Raw genomic sequence first — 14,343 nt, 5'->3', positions numbered from 1 at the left:
GTATTACGGGTGAGAAAGAAGAAGTTTATTGGCGTGACGTCGGCACGATAGATGCGTATTGGCAAGCTCACATGGACCTTCTTGAGAAGGATGCGCCATTTTCTCTCTATAATAGAAAATGGCCACTACATACCTACTACCCTCCCTTACCACCAGCGACATTTACCGACTCTGAAAATGGACGTGTCCAGATTATTGATAGCTTAGTTTGTAACGGAAGTTATGTTCGAGACTCTCGTATTGAGAAGTCTGTACTTGGGTTCCGTAGTAACATCGCAGCAGATTGTGATATTTCCGAGTCGGTTTTACTTGGTGATGTTAAAATTGGCGATAATTGTATTCTTCGTCGGGTGATTGTAGACAAAGGTGCCACTATTGCTTCAGGTACTCAAATTGGTGTTAACCTTTCTGAAGACCGTAAGCGATACCATGTATCCGAAAATGGCATAGTGGTCATTCCAAAAGGTGCCCACATTGGAGTCTAAATTGAGGATCGTTCTTTTAGAACGATCCTTTAGGCAACAATAGGTTTCCCCGTAATCGGATAGTATCTCAACAATCACGGGTTTCACCGTGATTGACTATGATTAACGAGATAACAGGGGTCGCTACTATTTAACTGAATTACAGATTGAAGAATACCAGTATACCTACATACCTTCTTCATTTAGGATGCGAAATAAAGCTTTTGAATGAACCTTTACGTTTAATATGGGGAGGCGTCATTTACATGACTTGGACGAAGCACCGCAATTTGAAACACTATCAAGCACTTAATGAATTAATTCCACTTTCATTAATAGCCCTGTACTCAACGGTCAATATAAGCGGAGGCTTTTGGAGTGTAAAAAGAAGAAATGCTTTTCTCACAAAGTATCTTAAACCTAAAGTCAAACTCCCTCAATTCATAGCTTGCAAACAAGAGCTAAAAGCCCTTCTGATCATTGGCCGTAGCCTAAATGGTAACTTGGAGCAAAAATTGCTTTTCATTAATAAAGCAAACCTTGATTACGAAACCCGTTGGTCTCATGCCGATGAGTTGTACATTTTATTTTCTAAGCTGTCAAAACAGCACCAATTTGGTTCAAAAATAAAATGTAGAGGTCAGAAAATGGAACCCGATATCATTTATATGAATAGCGATGCGATAGAGAAAGGTTTTGATGCACAAAATAATCAGATAAAACCGTTATCGATTACGCTTAAAACATCCCGACTTCATGAGTTAATTTCAGCTATTAGAGAATTTGGAAAGTATCAACTTGAAGAGATCGGCATTAACGACACAGCCGAAACGCACATGTTGTTATCTCGTAAATAGATTACTGTCGACGCTTAAACTAACCTCAAAGAACAAAAGGTTGGCACTGAACTATATCAGAGTCTAAGCCCCTAAAATGAATGCTTATTTAGAGGATAATTGAATTGAAAAATGTAACTTCGGAAAATACAACCCAAAGATATGAACAACTTTCACATGCATCCTTTGCTGACCCATTTTCTTTTATTGGTCCGTTCATCGAATCAGAACATGGCTCATTACGAGTTTGGATGCCTGGCGCTGAAAATGTCATATTAGTTACCGACAATAAGCGAATTGAACTAGAACGAGAAGGAGTCTTTGGCTTTATTCTTACGCAGGAGATCAATCTCCATCAAACTCATTACCTACTCTCTATCAACTGGGGAAACACAGAGCAGATTATTGATGACCCATACCAATATCATGACCTATATGCAACCTATGATGCTCTACATACCCCAAAAGAGATGTACCAACAAATGGGGGCTCAATTTGTCACTTTCGAGCGAGGTGGTAAAACAATATCTGGTATTCGCTTCTTAGTTTTCGCCCCCCACGCAAAGGCATGCAGTCTCATCGGTGATTTTAACCAATGGGACGGCAGACGTACCCCTATGCAATGTCTAGACTATGGTCTCTGGGGGATCTTTATCCCTGACCTTCCAGAAGGTTCATTGTACAAATTTGAATTAAAAGGCCCAAATGGTGAAAACCTACCGCATAAAGCAGACCCTTGGGGTGCACATGCTGAACAGTACCCATCATTAGCCTCCGTGACTTACGATCATAATCGTTATGAATGGAATGATATCAAATGGCAAAGTCGTCCTGTCACAGAAAAACGTAAAGAAGCTTTATCGTTTTACGAACTGCATGCAGGCTCTTGGAAACGTAACACTGACGGCGGTTTTCTCAACTACCGTGAATTGGCTGCGGAGCTGATCCCATACTTAACAGACTTAGGGTATACCCACATTGAACTGATGCCTGTTTCAGAGTACCCGTTCTACGGCTCTTGGGGATATCAGCCTGTCGGTCTATTCGCACCAACCAGTCGTTTTGGCTCTCCGGATGACTTTAAATACTTTGTCGATCAATGCCACCAAGCAGGTCTAGGTGTCGTTCTTGATTGGGTACCCGCCCATTTCCCAAGTGATGAACATGGTTTGGCATATTTTGATGGTACACCGCTCTTCCACGACCCGGATCCTCGGCGTGGTTGGCATCAAGATTGGACTTCGTACATTTACGACCTAGGCCGTGAGCACGTACGTCGCTTTTTAATATCGAATGCACTTTATTGGTTTGAGCAATTTCATGTCGATGGTATACGTGTCGATGCTGTAGCATCTATGTTGTATCTTGACTATTCACGCGATCACGATCAATGGATTCCAAACATCGACGGTAGTAACGAGAACTACGATGCTATCGCAACGTTGAAATGGCTGAACGAAGAGGTTTATAAGCACTTCCCAAATGCCATGACCATTGCCGAAGAGTCAACAGCATTCCCCGGTGTTTCAGAGCCTACATTTTTAGGTGGCTTAGGGTTTGGCTTTAAATGGAATATGGGATGGATGCACGACAGTCTATCTTACATTCAAGAAGACCCTATCAATCGTAAGTACCACCACGATACGATTACCTTCCCACTGGTTTACGCACACAGTGAGAACTACGTATTGTCCCTATCTCACGATGAGGTGGTCTATGGCAAAGGTTCTCTCCATAAAAAAATGCCAGGGGATGAGTGGCAAAAGGCTGCGAACCTAAGAGCTTATTTAGGTTATATGTATGCTCAGCCCGGTAAAAAACTGAATTTTATGGGGACTGAGTTTGGTCAAATGGCGGAATGGGATCATGATGCTCAGCTGCAATGGTTCTTATTAGAGATTGAACGTTATAAAGGTATACAGACTCTGGTACGTGATCTCAATAAACTCTACAGAAAAGAAAAGGCCATGTATGAATTAGACTGTGACCCCAAAGGTTTTGAGTGGCGTTTACAAAATGCAAACGAAATGTCAATTTTGGCGCACGAACGCCTAAGTCTCGATGGTGAGCGCATCTTAATTATCACAAACTTTACACCAACACCCCAGGAGCATTTTCGATTAGGTGTACCTTTGCCGGGTACTTATAAACTTATACTAAACACCGATGATGCTAAGTACAACGGTAGTAACTTTGCAACGATCAAAACAGCTCAGACTCAAGATGAGAGCAGTGAGGGCTTAATTCAATCTCTAACACTTTGCCTGCCACCTCTTTCCACCGTGTTCTACAAATTATCGAATAAAACAGAAACTATTGTTCTATAGATTTAACACGGTATTCATAATTTCGATGAGCTTTAACAAGACAGCACACTTTAAATGAGTAAATAATAATCTCTAAAGGAGAAAATTGGTGACTAAGAATCTTTCGATACTATTTGTAGCAACTGAAGTTGATGGTTTAATCAAGAGCGGCGGTCTAGCTGATGTGGCTAAGGCCTTACCCAAAGCATTACAAGCGCTCGAACAAGACGTTAGCGTGGTAATGCCCGCATACAGAAAAATCGCTAATATTGAGTCGGCTGAAGTGATTCTTTCAACGCAATTAGAGCATTGGCCTCACACAGCTTATAAGGTTAAGACACTCAATTTTGACGGGCTTAATGTTTTGGCAATCGAATGTCAGCAATACTTCGGGCGCTCTGAAATGTATGCAGAAAATAACCAAGCCTATGCCGATAATGGAGAGCGTTTTGCATTTTTCAGTGCCGCTTGTTTGGATATGTTACCTAAGCTGGGGATTCAACCTGATATTGTCCATGCAAACGACTGGCATACCGGCCTTGTTCCATTCTTATTGAAATCTCGCTATCGAGAGCATGGTTTTTATAAAGAGATGCGTAGTGTTATTTCAATCCATAATGCTGTGTTCAAAGGCATATTCTCATATGACGAATTACAATGCCTCCCTGAAATGCATAGTCGCCATTCAAAAATTTCTGCTGTGAGTAGCTCTCATATCTCAATGCTAAAAGCGGGGGTCCTATCTGCAGATAAGATTAATACAGTCAGCCCGACGTATGCTGAAGAATTAAAAACGGAACTCGGTAGCCAGGGTATGGCTCTTGAGTTTCAACATCGCTCACAAGATCTTTGGGGTATTTTAAATGGTTGTGACTATGATGACTGGAACCCGGAGATTGACCCGTATCTCCCACGAAAATACAAACCGACAAAGCATAGTGTGGCTTCCGGGAAATCCACTTGTAAGAAAAAACTTCAGCAAGATGTCGGCTTGCCTCAAATTGATTGCGCTGTGTACGGGATGGTTTGCCGATTAACTAATCAAAAAGGCGTTCACTACCTTATCCCCATTATTAATGAATTTTTGAAAAATGATCTTCAAGTCGTGATTGTTGGCACAGGGGAGCCCGCTTTATCAAGCCAACTTAAAGAGTTATCTAAGCTCAACTCAAATAAATTTGTCTTTATTGAAGCGTATAATAATGAACTCGCGCACTTAGTTGAAGCCGGCTCCGATTTTTTTCTAATGCCATCTGAATTTGAGCCCTGTGGTTTAAATCAAATCTATAGTATGGCTTATGGCACTCTGCCTATTGTACGCTCGGTCGGTGGCTTGAAAGATACGGTACATCACTATGATGATAGCCCCGAAGTTGCCACAGGGTTTGTGTTTCAAGAACCGACGCCTCAAGCTTTCCTCGCAGTTTTACATCGTTCTCTATTGTTATATACACAAAACCCTGCCGAATTTAAACGAGTGCAACTTCACGCAATGAAACAAAGATTCACTTGGAAAAGCGCAGCGAAGTCCTATTTGAAAATGTACAGAACCACGTTTGAAGGATCCTCTTGTTAAGGTGGATTATTGGAAAAGATAAAAGACTACTCTTAAATAACTCATGAGGAATGGCATTTCCTCACCGACGCTTCGGATTACGGAAGAGATATCCATGCAAAACATTAAAATGACTTACACAATTATCGACCAAGATTCTTGGCTTAGGTCCGAACACTTGAATTTTTTCAATAGCTTATCACACCCTTGGTACAATATTTGTGTGTCCATTGACGTAACTAAACTCTATCACCACTGTAAACAGCATCAATATCGATTTACTCACGTTTATTTATACCTGCTTCAAAAAGCTTTAAATCAATATGAACCCATGAGGTATCGTCTAGTTGGTGATGAGTTACGCCTTTATCAAGAGATACAGATTAGTACAACAGCTTTAGCTAGTGATGAAACCGTCCGTTTTTGTGAAATACCTTACTCAGACAATCTCTCTAATTTCAGTAAAAACGCGTTGGAAACAGAACAAAAAATGAAAGATTCCAAATTCACCCTCGAGCAATTTCTTGGTGAGGATATCCTTCAAAATACAGTTCATTTAACAGTTTTACCGTGGTTAGATTTTACAAGTATCAGCCATGCAAGAGATACTCATTACAGGGATAGCATCCCTAAGATTGCGTTTGGAAAGTTAACAGATAAAGCCGGAGTAATATCGATGCCATTATCCATTGAAGTCCACCATGGACTAATGGATGGATTGCATGTCGGCCGATTCATTGACGCTCTTCAGGCACTTTACAATCAACCAGAAGAAAACCAAAAGCTTGAGGTAGATTGAAATCGGACTGTTGCAACGCAGGTATTCACGTAATTTCTAGGCGAGTGTAAACAATAGATGGTTTTATCTTAGCTATTCAGACAGTTTCTGCTCAATATGGTTCTGTAAGTATATATTTATTTTATACATGTAAAGATACCGCTGGGCATACCTGAAGTACTTGCCGTGACCGTGCGAAAGCGTTGACCAAAATTGCAACCATCCACGGGCAAGTTCGTGCTTTTCAGTGTCAACAGAATAAAAATGAGTAAGGTCGGAGGTGGTTTACGGCGTGGTAGTTAACTTCAATATATAAACAAGAGCCCTACCGCCTTTAATTAAGAAGCTTGTTATTAGACATATTAATGGCGCCCTCCCATTAGCGCTTTGTGTTAAGGAGGGCACCCAGTACGACAAATCTGATCGTGAGTAGATTACAGCACTTTTGACAGGAATGTCCTAAGTCTAGGGTTACTCGGCTTATCGAAGAAATTCTCTGGGCTATCAGAAACCAACAATTCGCCATTTTCCATAAATAATACTCGGTCGGCAACTTCTTTTGCAAACCCCATCTCATGTGTGACAACTACCATTGTCATCCCATCTTGCGCAAGGCCTTTCATCACATCAAGCACTTCCCCTACCATTTCCGGGTCAAGAGCCGAGGTTGGTTCATCAAATAACATGATGTTAGGCTTCATTGCTAGCGCACGTGCAATAGCAACGCGCTGCTGCTGCCCACCGGATAAATGGTTAGGGTAATTATCCATACGGTCACCAAGACCTACCTTATAAAGTAAATCTTTGGCTTCTTTCTCAACTTCTCTCGCATCGCGGTTCGTAACTTTAAGTGGCGCTAACATAACATTACCGAGTGTCGTCTTATGAGGAAATAAATTGAACCCTTGGAATACCATCCCAACATCCGCACGAAGCTTGTTGATGTCCGTAGACTTTGAATACATATTTATCTCATCGACAACGATCGAGCCACTGTTGATTAGTTCTAGTTGATTGATCGTCCTTAAGAAAGTTGATTTACCAGAACCTGATGGGCCAACGATTACAATCACTTCCCCCTTTTTTACATCAACCGAGACATCTTTCAAGGCGTGGCAACCATTAGGGTAGATTTTGTTAACTTTCTTCGCCGAAATAATGCTTTCCATTACTTACTCCTAATTAGTCGCTTGCTGACAGTTTTTTTTCTAATATTTGGATCGCCCAGGACAGACTACTAGTCAAAATCAAGTAGAGTATAGCAATAGTAAACCAGACCTCGAATGGAGCAAAGCTACTGCTCACAACCTCCCGCCCTGCTTTTGTTAAATCAGTAATAGAGATAACTGAAACCAATGACGAATCTTTAATTAGGTTAATAAACTGCCCCGCTAAAGGGGGAAGTGTCTGCTTGAAAGCTTGGGGTAAAATGACATATATCATCGCTTTTGGGTAATTCATCCCCAGCGAGCGTGCCGCTTCCATCTGCCCTTTAGGTATCGACTGAATACCCGAACGTACAATTTCAGCTACATATGCTGCCGTAAAAACAGAAAGCGCAATGACACCAGCCGTAAATCTTTCTAAATCAAGTACCGTGCCGATAAAAAAATACACAATGAAAATTTGAACGAGAAGAGGTGTACCTCGAATAATCTCAATATATATAATAGAAAGCTTCTTAAGTGCTGGATTGTCCGATATTCGCATCAAGCCGATTACAAGCCCTAAACCTAAGGCTATGATCAAAGAGCAGAAGGAAATCTTAATCGTGGTAATGATCCCCTCTAGGATGGGACCAATCCGCCACTCTTTAATTGTCGCAAGCGTATCGCCTTCGAAAATTAAGTCGCCTTCGTATACATCTACTGACTGATAGCTACTTAGCTCAACTACTACATCACCACTTAGACTCTCTAAAACAAGTTGATTGTTAGCATTGAGTACAATATTACCATCTTCTGTAGCAGTAATAGCAGTGGCAGCGTTAGTGGCAATATAAGGAAGAACTCGCTCCCAGTTCCAATTGTAATCGATCTGCTTTCCTGATGCGTATATAAGACCGCAAATTGAAAATAAGACCAGAACAAAAACTGAATTCCACAATAAAGATTTAAGGTTATTTTGCATGTGACTTTGGACTTTACCGAAATGAAAAAAGTGAAACTATTGATAGAAAAAGACTCAGCCCCAATTCCTAACCCATGTTGTAGACTGAGTAGTTATAGAACTAAGCCTTAATCAATAAAATAAAAAAGTACCCCGGGCATGCCCAGGGTACTTGCCATGACAAGGCTAAAGCGTTGACCAAGATTACAAACAGCTGACGCTGTAATTTTGGAGTTGGCATTCAGCCACGGGTAAACCCGTGTTTTCTGTATTCACAGAGTAAAGTGGGCTTACTTAACCTGCTTTAACCATTTGTCATCGTTAAACCATTTGTTATAAATACGTTCATACGTACCATCACCTTTAATTTGGCGTAAGAATCCATTTAGGAAGTTAAGTGTGTCCGGGTTCCCTTGAGGTACCGCCCAACCAAGAGGTTCAAACGTAAATGGTTCAGATAAATGAACCAGTTGGTCCTTATTTTCAGCGTTATAGATTGCATTGTACGGTAAATCATAAATGAAAGCGTCAACTTTACCGTTTGCTACCTCGAGAACCGCTTCTGACTGTGTTTCGTACAGGTTGGCTTTCGCTTTAGGTAGATAACGCTTAATGGCTTGCTCGCCTGTCGTACCTAATTTTGTTGCAACGACAAAATCAGCGTTATTTAAATCTCGGTAACTCGTCACTTTACCCTCATGTTTTGGGTTAAGAAGAACCGACTGACCGATAATCACATAAGGTTCAGCAAAATTAACTTGAGTGTTACGCATTGGAGTGATGGTCATCCCTCCCATGATAAGGTGGCACTTACCCGTAAGTAATGTCGGTATAATACCATCCCAGGCCGTATTCACTGGAACATAATCTACGCCGATTGCTCGCGCCATCTGCTTCCCAAGATCAATATCAAAGCCTACATATTGACCATTTTTAGCAGTCATTTCAAACGGCATATAACCCGCATCGAAACAAACTTTTAGCTCGCCAGTCTTTTTTATGTCGTCCAAGATTGAATCTGCAAGAGTTGGGGTAGACACTGCTGATAACGCCAGTGCTGTTGCATATATTAACTTTCTCATTGATATTCCTTTACCGTCTAATAAATGTTGCTTTATACATTAAAAAAGCATAAAAAACCATTATTAATTACATAATTACTAAAAGCGTTAGGTTACGACTCACCGCCATCCCTGGGCGAGGTTTTACGCGAAATGGCTACACCTAGGTATAATATTTTTAGGACTAGCCAAAAACTTCAAGGCAGTTACAGCAGGCAATCATGTCAATGCAACCAGCTAGATCTAATTGAAGTTATCGAACTTGATTTAAACGACCATGAAAAGCAGTGCGCTTGCTGCCAACATAGTCTCATAAAATCGGTGAAGACCGCAGTGAGAAACTTGAGTTATCACCAACCGGGCTCAAAGTGTTGAAATATGTTCGTCCTGAATATGCTTGTCGTCAGTGTGAGCAAACTGAAGGCAACAACCACATCGTTCAAAAGCCAGCGCCACAAAGCATTATCCCCAAGAGATTCGGTAACGGAAGCATAATCGCTGCTGAGCTTTCCAGGAGATATCTTTGGCTTCTTGGCAAGCGCTATCTGGTCTATTCATAATTAACCAGTTACCAACCTTAACATTGTTTCGATATGCCCATGTTGACTCATCCAGAAGCCGTCTTAGCGTAACATTTCCTGCTTTACGATTCACACTACCACCTGGGACCAGGACCGTCAGACATCATTGAACAGATGATTCTTTTAACTCTTGTAGCTTTGCTCCCCTTGTTGCTCTAGCTGCTTTTTTAATTCTTCCCTTCTCTTTTGAGAAACAACAGACCAATGTATCCCATTGATCGCCCCCTCAAGGAACCAAAGCAACTCGACTGCGATTGGTAAGTGATGTGAGTCTCTAAGTGTTAAAAAGGCCTCTAATGCGCCTAGTTCACGTAGATATTCAACCGAATCAATACCAGACTTTTTAAGCATTCTTTCCGTGCTAATGCGTAGATTCGGAAGGTCTTTAATGCGAACAGGAACGGCTAAATATTTAGAAGGCACTTCTTTTTTTGAGTAATAAAGCGCCTCCGAAGCTAACTGAATAACTTGTTTACTATCGTTCACTACATCTTTCGGTACAGCGTAATAACGCGTCATGACGGGGAGACCTCGCTTTTCATACGAATAGACTTTATACCCTCGTTTTTTAAATTCATGTCTAGTGCTTTCATGACTTCTAATGTGTAAGTGTTCATTTTTAATCAGGGAAAAAATAACACCATCAGCAAACAAACCAAAACCACCAAACATTGACCTTAATGTTATTTCCCCTAGCGGGCTAAATAGATTCACCATTTTAATAGAAAATGCATCATGCATAAGGGGCTCCGATATTTATTTAGGGCTTTCTAACTATACCGTTTTTGAGCGTAATTTTCTTTACTTTGGAAAAACTGAGATATCCTCTCCTACTAATGTCGCTGCGACATGTTTTATACATTAGACGAATTGAATGATTCGGCAAAATCAAAGATGCCGCTCTAATTAATTCAACATTTAGCGCTAACAAAGCCAATTATTTAGATTGATGAACTTGTTGAACAAGCTTAGTATAGCGGACTATAAAATGAACCTATAACGTCTTTTGATATCATGGCCCTCCCTAAAACACTAATACGGCTTTTTAAACCATACATTATTTTATTAATTGTCGGGATGGTCTATCTTGCCATTGCGCAACTGCAAAAAATAGAAAAACAAGCCACTGATGAAGCGTCCTCAAACATCCGTTTTGCAAACGCAATTATTCGTTCAACTATCGAAGCCACATTCGGCAAGCTCTATTATTTGCAAACAAGTTTGAACCTTCCTATAGCAGTTACAGAGAACACCCAGGAGTTCAATGAAATCAGCAATGAAATCATTACAAAAACGCCTAATGTTACTGATATTATTCGATATTACCCTCAAACTAATGAATACATTGCGACTCGAGGCCTTCCCCTTCCGACTGACCAGGTAGACTCAATACAGTGGCATTCACTCAACAGCGTGCTAGAAGGCTTTTATATCTCGTCTATCTATCAAAAGTCCAATAGCCACTGGGTCTTTGCCATCAAATACCTCGACGAAAGCAACCTTACTGATGAACTTTGGATTGAGTTTGATCTCTTGCACACGACACAAAGATTGAAAGAGCTTAAGGTCCTCAACAACGGCTACGTGTATATAGTAGATCTGGCAACAGAAAGGCTAGTATTCCACCCTAATCCAAAACGTATTGGGTCAAAATCAGTCAGGTTTAACGCAGGGATAAGCCAACGAATCTCACAAGGTGAAACCAGCGGCCAACACGAATATTACTTTCAGAATCACTTTAAGGCCTCTGTATTCAATGTTGACAACGACCTCAACCTAGTACTTGTTGCAGGCACAGATCGACAAGATATTCTCACTAGCTCACACCAATTCACGCTAACGGCTATCGCTCTTGGCTCTCTGCTTCTTTTATGGACTAGTGCAAACTATCTCACGCACCAAATGAAAGTGTTGCTAGGACGCCTTAATAAGGCTGATGATCTAGAAAACTTTAAGCATGAGTTAAAAGCAACCCTTGATAGTTTTACATATAACAAGGGAATACAATTCTGCTTATATCAACCGGACACCCATGCGTTCAACACTCTTGACTACCACGGTAATAAAACCACAGTTCTTACTGACCCATCCTTAGCAAACAGATTCACACCTGGTAACATCGACTACTTGACAGGTAAAGAGTCTGATCTATTAGCGCAGAAGCTCAAAATACGTCAACCTCACTATCGTATTCCATTACATACAGGGCGCCAACTAATCGCCGTCATCTATGTCAGTACTAAGCTTCCAATAAATCAAAATATTTTACACCTTATAAAAGAATACGCTGAGGTTTCTCTATCTCATTTATTACTCAAACATCAAATCAATTGTAAAGACCAGATAACCAATCTAGACAATAAAAGTAGCCTCCGTTTGGCTCTTAATCATTATATTAACGAGCCTGATACATATCTCGCTTTGCTGGATATCGATAACTGGGAAGACATCAAGCACAGTTATGGCAAAGCCATTAGTAATCAAATTATACGGGTCACAGCCGAGGCAATACGCTCACAGTTCCCAAAACCAAAAGGCTTATGTCTTGCTCATCTTGATGGAAAAGCATTTGCCGTCTTGTTTAAGGCCTGCAATATCACAGATGCTACATGCCAGCTAGAACAATGCCAACTTGCCATTGCATCCAAAACGGTTGCAACACCAGATTCGATACTCTCGCCCGAAGTACACGCTGGGCTTTCTGGTACAGAAAGCACTTCTGATTCAACCTTTATAAAGGCAGAGCAAGTCAAACTCTTTGCTCGTCGCTCAGCTATATGGAAAGAAAAAATTTGACATCCTCCCCCACCTAGCTTTGCTTGTTTCGGTGGGGGATTCCCATTACTAAGTGCGCTAAATTGTTTTAACAGCAGGTTCTTGTTGCTGGTGGCATTGTTACACCACTTACTTCACAGGCTAACAGAGCGATGTCCTCGCTCTAATATATTTAAAGCACCAACAATATCTGCGTTGTTGGTGTAGCCACATTCTACATACTCCAAATGTGCTTGAGTTTCGCGGTTATCTTTCGACACGTGTCCACAACAAGGGCAAGTTTGGACTTGTGTATTGAGCGCCAATGCCACCATTCCAAGCCTGTTTATACTCAAATTGTCTACAGAACTCAAAGTCACTAGCTCAAGTAGGATACGCAGAAAGTTTAATTATGTGGCAGGTGCATTTAACAAAAACGTTCTTTGGAGTCGTGGCTATTTCGTAGGGGCGTGTGCCTTTTTGGCAATTCCCCTTCCAGCAGCGTCGCAGGGGAACCCCAGCCATTTATGATGGTGACTGCTCACTGTCCTATCGGGCGATGCTTCTTTTTGTTAGACATTGCTCGATTGAGTAAGGGTTACGGCGAAATTACTGATTTTAGATTCAATCTTTTATCCATTCCTTTTACGGAAAAAAATCTTAACAAACATTACAAAAACCAAATAAAACTATACTTCACACGCTTGAATGCTGTACAATATTTCTCCATTTTTTTCCAAAGAAAGATGGGGCGATAAAAACTGAAGCTTTCCATCTAAAGAAATTTATTTGATAAAGTAAAATACACACAATTAAAGATATCTATGCCACATTCCAAAGAAACCAGCGTACAAACTCACGTGCTAAAATCAGAACATTTACAATCCCTAACACGTTGGAAAAAAAACAAAAGCGGGAACAGCAACAGCAACAGCAACAGCAACTTGAAAAAACAGCATAAAGCACTGGCTCATAAAATTGAACAAGCACTGTCAGACTACTCTTCTGGACAATTTAAATTCAAAAAAGATGTCGCAAAGAAACACAATATATCAACTCCTACATTGCTTCGACATGCAAAGATTAATGAATGTGAGTTTGTTAAAAAGACCTCATAAAAGCTCCTCAATAACTCCCCTATCTCTTAAAACAAGACCTTAATTCCAACATTTGGCTCTATTTAAAACACCTGGAGAACGACTCAAGCTTAAAAGAAAGATTACGTACGCCTTCCAGCCAATGATCTTATAAAATTGGAAAATCCCCTGCGGCATGCCCGGGGAATTTACCGTGGTTTGCTATATTCACAGAATAAAGAGACTGAAGTCATGAACCACAATTATAGTAAAAATCGAAGACCGAGGCTAAACCCAATATCCGCGCTATTATCCATATTTCGTATATTTTCAACCATCAGAGCTTCAAGTGATAATTGCCTGAAACTATATCGATAACCAAGAACCACTTCATTTGAGGGCTTAGAAAAATCAGGATCATCAGTTGCCCAACCTTGGTAATTCAATGACTCAATAAGAATACTATGATGCTTGTTAAACAAGAATTCATATCCTATAGCCCAACTACCACTGTAATTTTCCAAACTTACAATGTCATCGATATAACCATCACCATTACGGTGTACCAAACCAACCGTCGAAAATACACGATGCCTAGGGGTAAGAAAGCTATAATTCGCCTGAATTCCTTGCTCAAAGCTAGTTCTCTCAAACTCACCATCTCGTACATTATTGTAAAATAAAGAACCGCCTACGGATATATACCCAATCAACTTGAAGATGCAGGCTTAAACACCTGAAAATTGTCATTGATTCGAGACGTCAACGAACCTGCAATCTCTGGAAGAGTTACAGTAAAAAATTGGTCTATGGCTTCCTTGAA

12 protein-coding genes and 4 pseudogenes are annotated in these 14,343 nt (G+C 40.7%); 9 read left to right on the top strand and 7 right to left on the bottom strand.

From position 1 onward, the window contains the following. From glgC to H5300_RS22045, 5 genes and pseudogenes are all read left to right on the top strand, one after another. Positions 1–485, top strand: a pseudogene (gene glgC / locus H5300_RS22065) (glucose-1-phosphate adenylyltransferase); the annotation flags it as partial. A gap of 245 nt (positions 486–730) precedes the next feature. Further along, complete coding sequence (locus tag H5300_RS22060) at positions 731–1,321, top strand: DUF2913 family protein (protein ID WP_182796915.1); 591 nt, start codon at positions 731–733, stop codon at positions 1,319–1,321. Positions 1,322–1,425: 104 nt separating this feature from the next. Next, a complete protein-coding gene (gene glgB / locus H5300_RS22055) occupies positions 1,426–3,627 on the top strand; it encodes a 1,4-alpha-glucan branching protein GlgB (protein WP_220503553.1) in 2,202 nt (733 codons plus the stop codon). Between the two features lie 85 nt (positions 3,628–3,712). Further along, positions 3,713–5,182: a glycogen synthase GlgA gene (gene glgA, locus H5300_RS22050; protein WP_182796914.1), complete on the top strand. Its 1,470-nt coding sequence runs from the start codon at positions 3,713–3,715 to the stop codon at positions 5,180–5,182. A gap of 94 nt (positions 5,183–5,276) precedes the next feature. After that, positions 5,277–5,960 (top strand): CatA-like O-acetyltransferase, encoded by a 684-nt coding sequence (locus H5300_RS22045; protein ID WP_259397906.1) that lies wholly within the window; start codon positions 5,277–5,279, stop codon positions 5,958–5,960. A 413-nt stretch (positions 5,961–6,373) separates the two neighbouring features. Here H5300_RS22045 and H5300_RS22040 read toward each other — a convergent pair whose 3' ends face one another. The 3 genes from H5300_RS22040 to H5300_RS22030 all read right to left on the bottom strand — a co-directional run bounded on the left by H5300_RS22040 (position 6,374) and on the right by H5300_RS22030 (position 9,130). Then, on the bottom strand, positions 6,374–7,108 hold the full coding sequence (locus H5300_RS22040; protein ID WP_182796913.1) for an amino acid ABC transporter ATP-binding protein: 735 nt from the start codon (positions 7,106–7,108) through the stop codon (positions 6,374–6,376). 13 nt (positions 7,109–7,121) lie between these two features. Continuing rightward, the gene (locus tag H5300_RS22035; protein ID WP_182796912.1) at positions 7,122–8,069 is read right to left on the bottom strand and encodes an amino acid ABC transporter permease; all 948 of its coding nucleotides are present in this window, start codon (positions 8,067–8,069) and stop codon (positions 7,122–7,124) included. 269 nt (positions 8,070–8,338) lie between these two features. After that, positions 8,339–9,130, bottom strand: coding sequence for a transporter substrate-binding domain-containing protein (locus H5300_RS22030; RefSeq protein ID WP_182796911.1), 792 nt, complete (start codon positions 9,128–9,130; stop codon positions 8,339–8,341). 228 nt (positions 9,131–9,358) lie between these two features. Here H5300_RS22030 and H5300_RS22025 point away from each other — a divergent pair. After that, a pseudogene (locus tag H5300_RS22025) lies at positions 9,359–9,642 on the top strand (IS66 family transposase zinc-finger binding domain-containing protein); the annotation flags it as partial. A gap of 171 nt (positions 9,643–9,813) precedes the next feature. Here the strand turns inward: H5300_RS22025 and H5300_RS22020 are convergent. After that, positions 9,814–10,446, bottom strand: coding sequence for a TfoX/Sxy family DNA transformation protein (locus tag H5300_RS22020; RefSeq protein WP_182796919.1), 633 nt, complete (start codon positions 10,444–10,446; stop codon positions 9,814–9,816). Between the two features lie 321 nt (positions 10,447–10,767). Between H5300_RS22020 and H5300_RS22015 the strand changes: the two genes are divergently transcribed. Then, positions 10,768–12,486: a diguanylate cyclase domain-containing protein gene (locus tag H5300_RS22015; RefSeq protein ID WP_182796918.1), complete on the top strand. Its 1,719-nt coding sequence runs from the start codon at positions 10,768–10,770 to the stop codon at positions 12,484–12,486. A 113-nt stretch (positions 12,487–12,599) separates the two neighbouring features. Here H5300_RS22015 and H5300_RS28525 read toward each other — a convergent pair whose 3' ends face one another. Beyond that, entirely contained in the window at positions 12,600–12,779 is a 180-nt protein-coding gene (locus H5300_RS28525) for a zinc ribbon domain-containing protein (protein ID WP_405055147.1), read from the bottom strand. Here H5300_RS28525 and H5300_RS28520 point away from each other — a divergent pair. Then, positions 12,760–12,975: a transposase gene (locus tag H5300_RS28520; protein ID WP_182796917.1), complete on the top strand. Its 216-nt coding sequence runs from the start codon at positions 12,760–12,762 to the stop codon at positions 12,973–12,975. The two genes, H5300_RS28525 and H5300_RS28520, sit on opposite strands and share 20 nt — an antisense overlap. Before the next feature lie 293 nt (positions 12,976–13,268). Further along, the gene (locus H5300_RS22000; protein WP_182796910.1) at positions 13,269–13,562 is read left to right on the top strand and encodes a hypothetical protein; all 294 of its coding nucleotides are present in this window, start codon (positions 13,269–13,271) and stop codon (positions 13,560–13,562) included. A 221-nt stretch (positions 13,563–13,783) separates the two neighbouring features. On the opposite strand, the pseudogene H5300_RS21995 reads toward H5300_RS22000, so the two are convergent. Further along, positions 13,784–14,221: pseudogene (locus H5300_RS21995) on the bottom strand (DUF3187 family protein); the annotation flags it as partial. Between the two features lie 8 nt (positions 14,222–14,229). Continuing rightward, positions 14,230–14,343 (bottom strand): annotated as a pseudogene (locus H5300_RS21990) (IS630 family transposase); the annotation flags it as partial.

The sequence above is a fragment of the Vibrio sp. SG41-7 genome (assembly GCF_014164465.1).
Classification (GTDB): Bacteria; Pseudomonadota; Gammaproteobacteria; order Enterobacterales; family Vibrionaceae; genus Vibrio; species Vibrio splendidus.
This window is presented reverse-complemented; position numbering and strand designations above follow the sequence as displayed.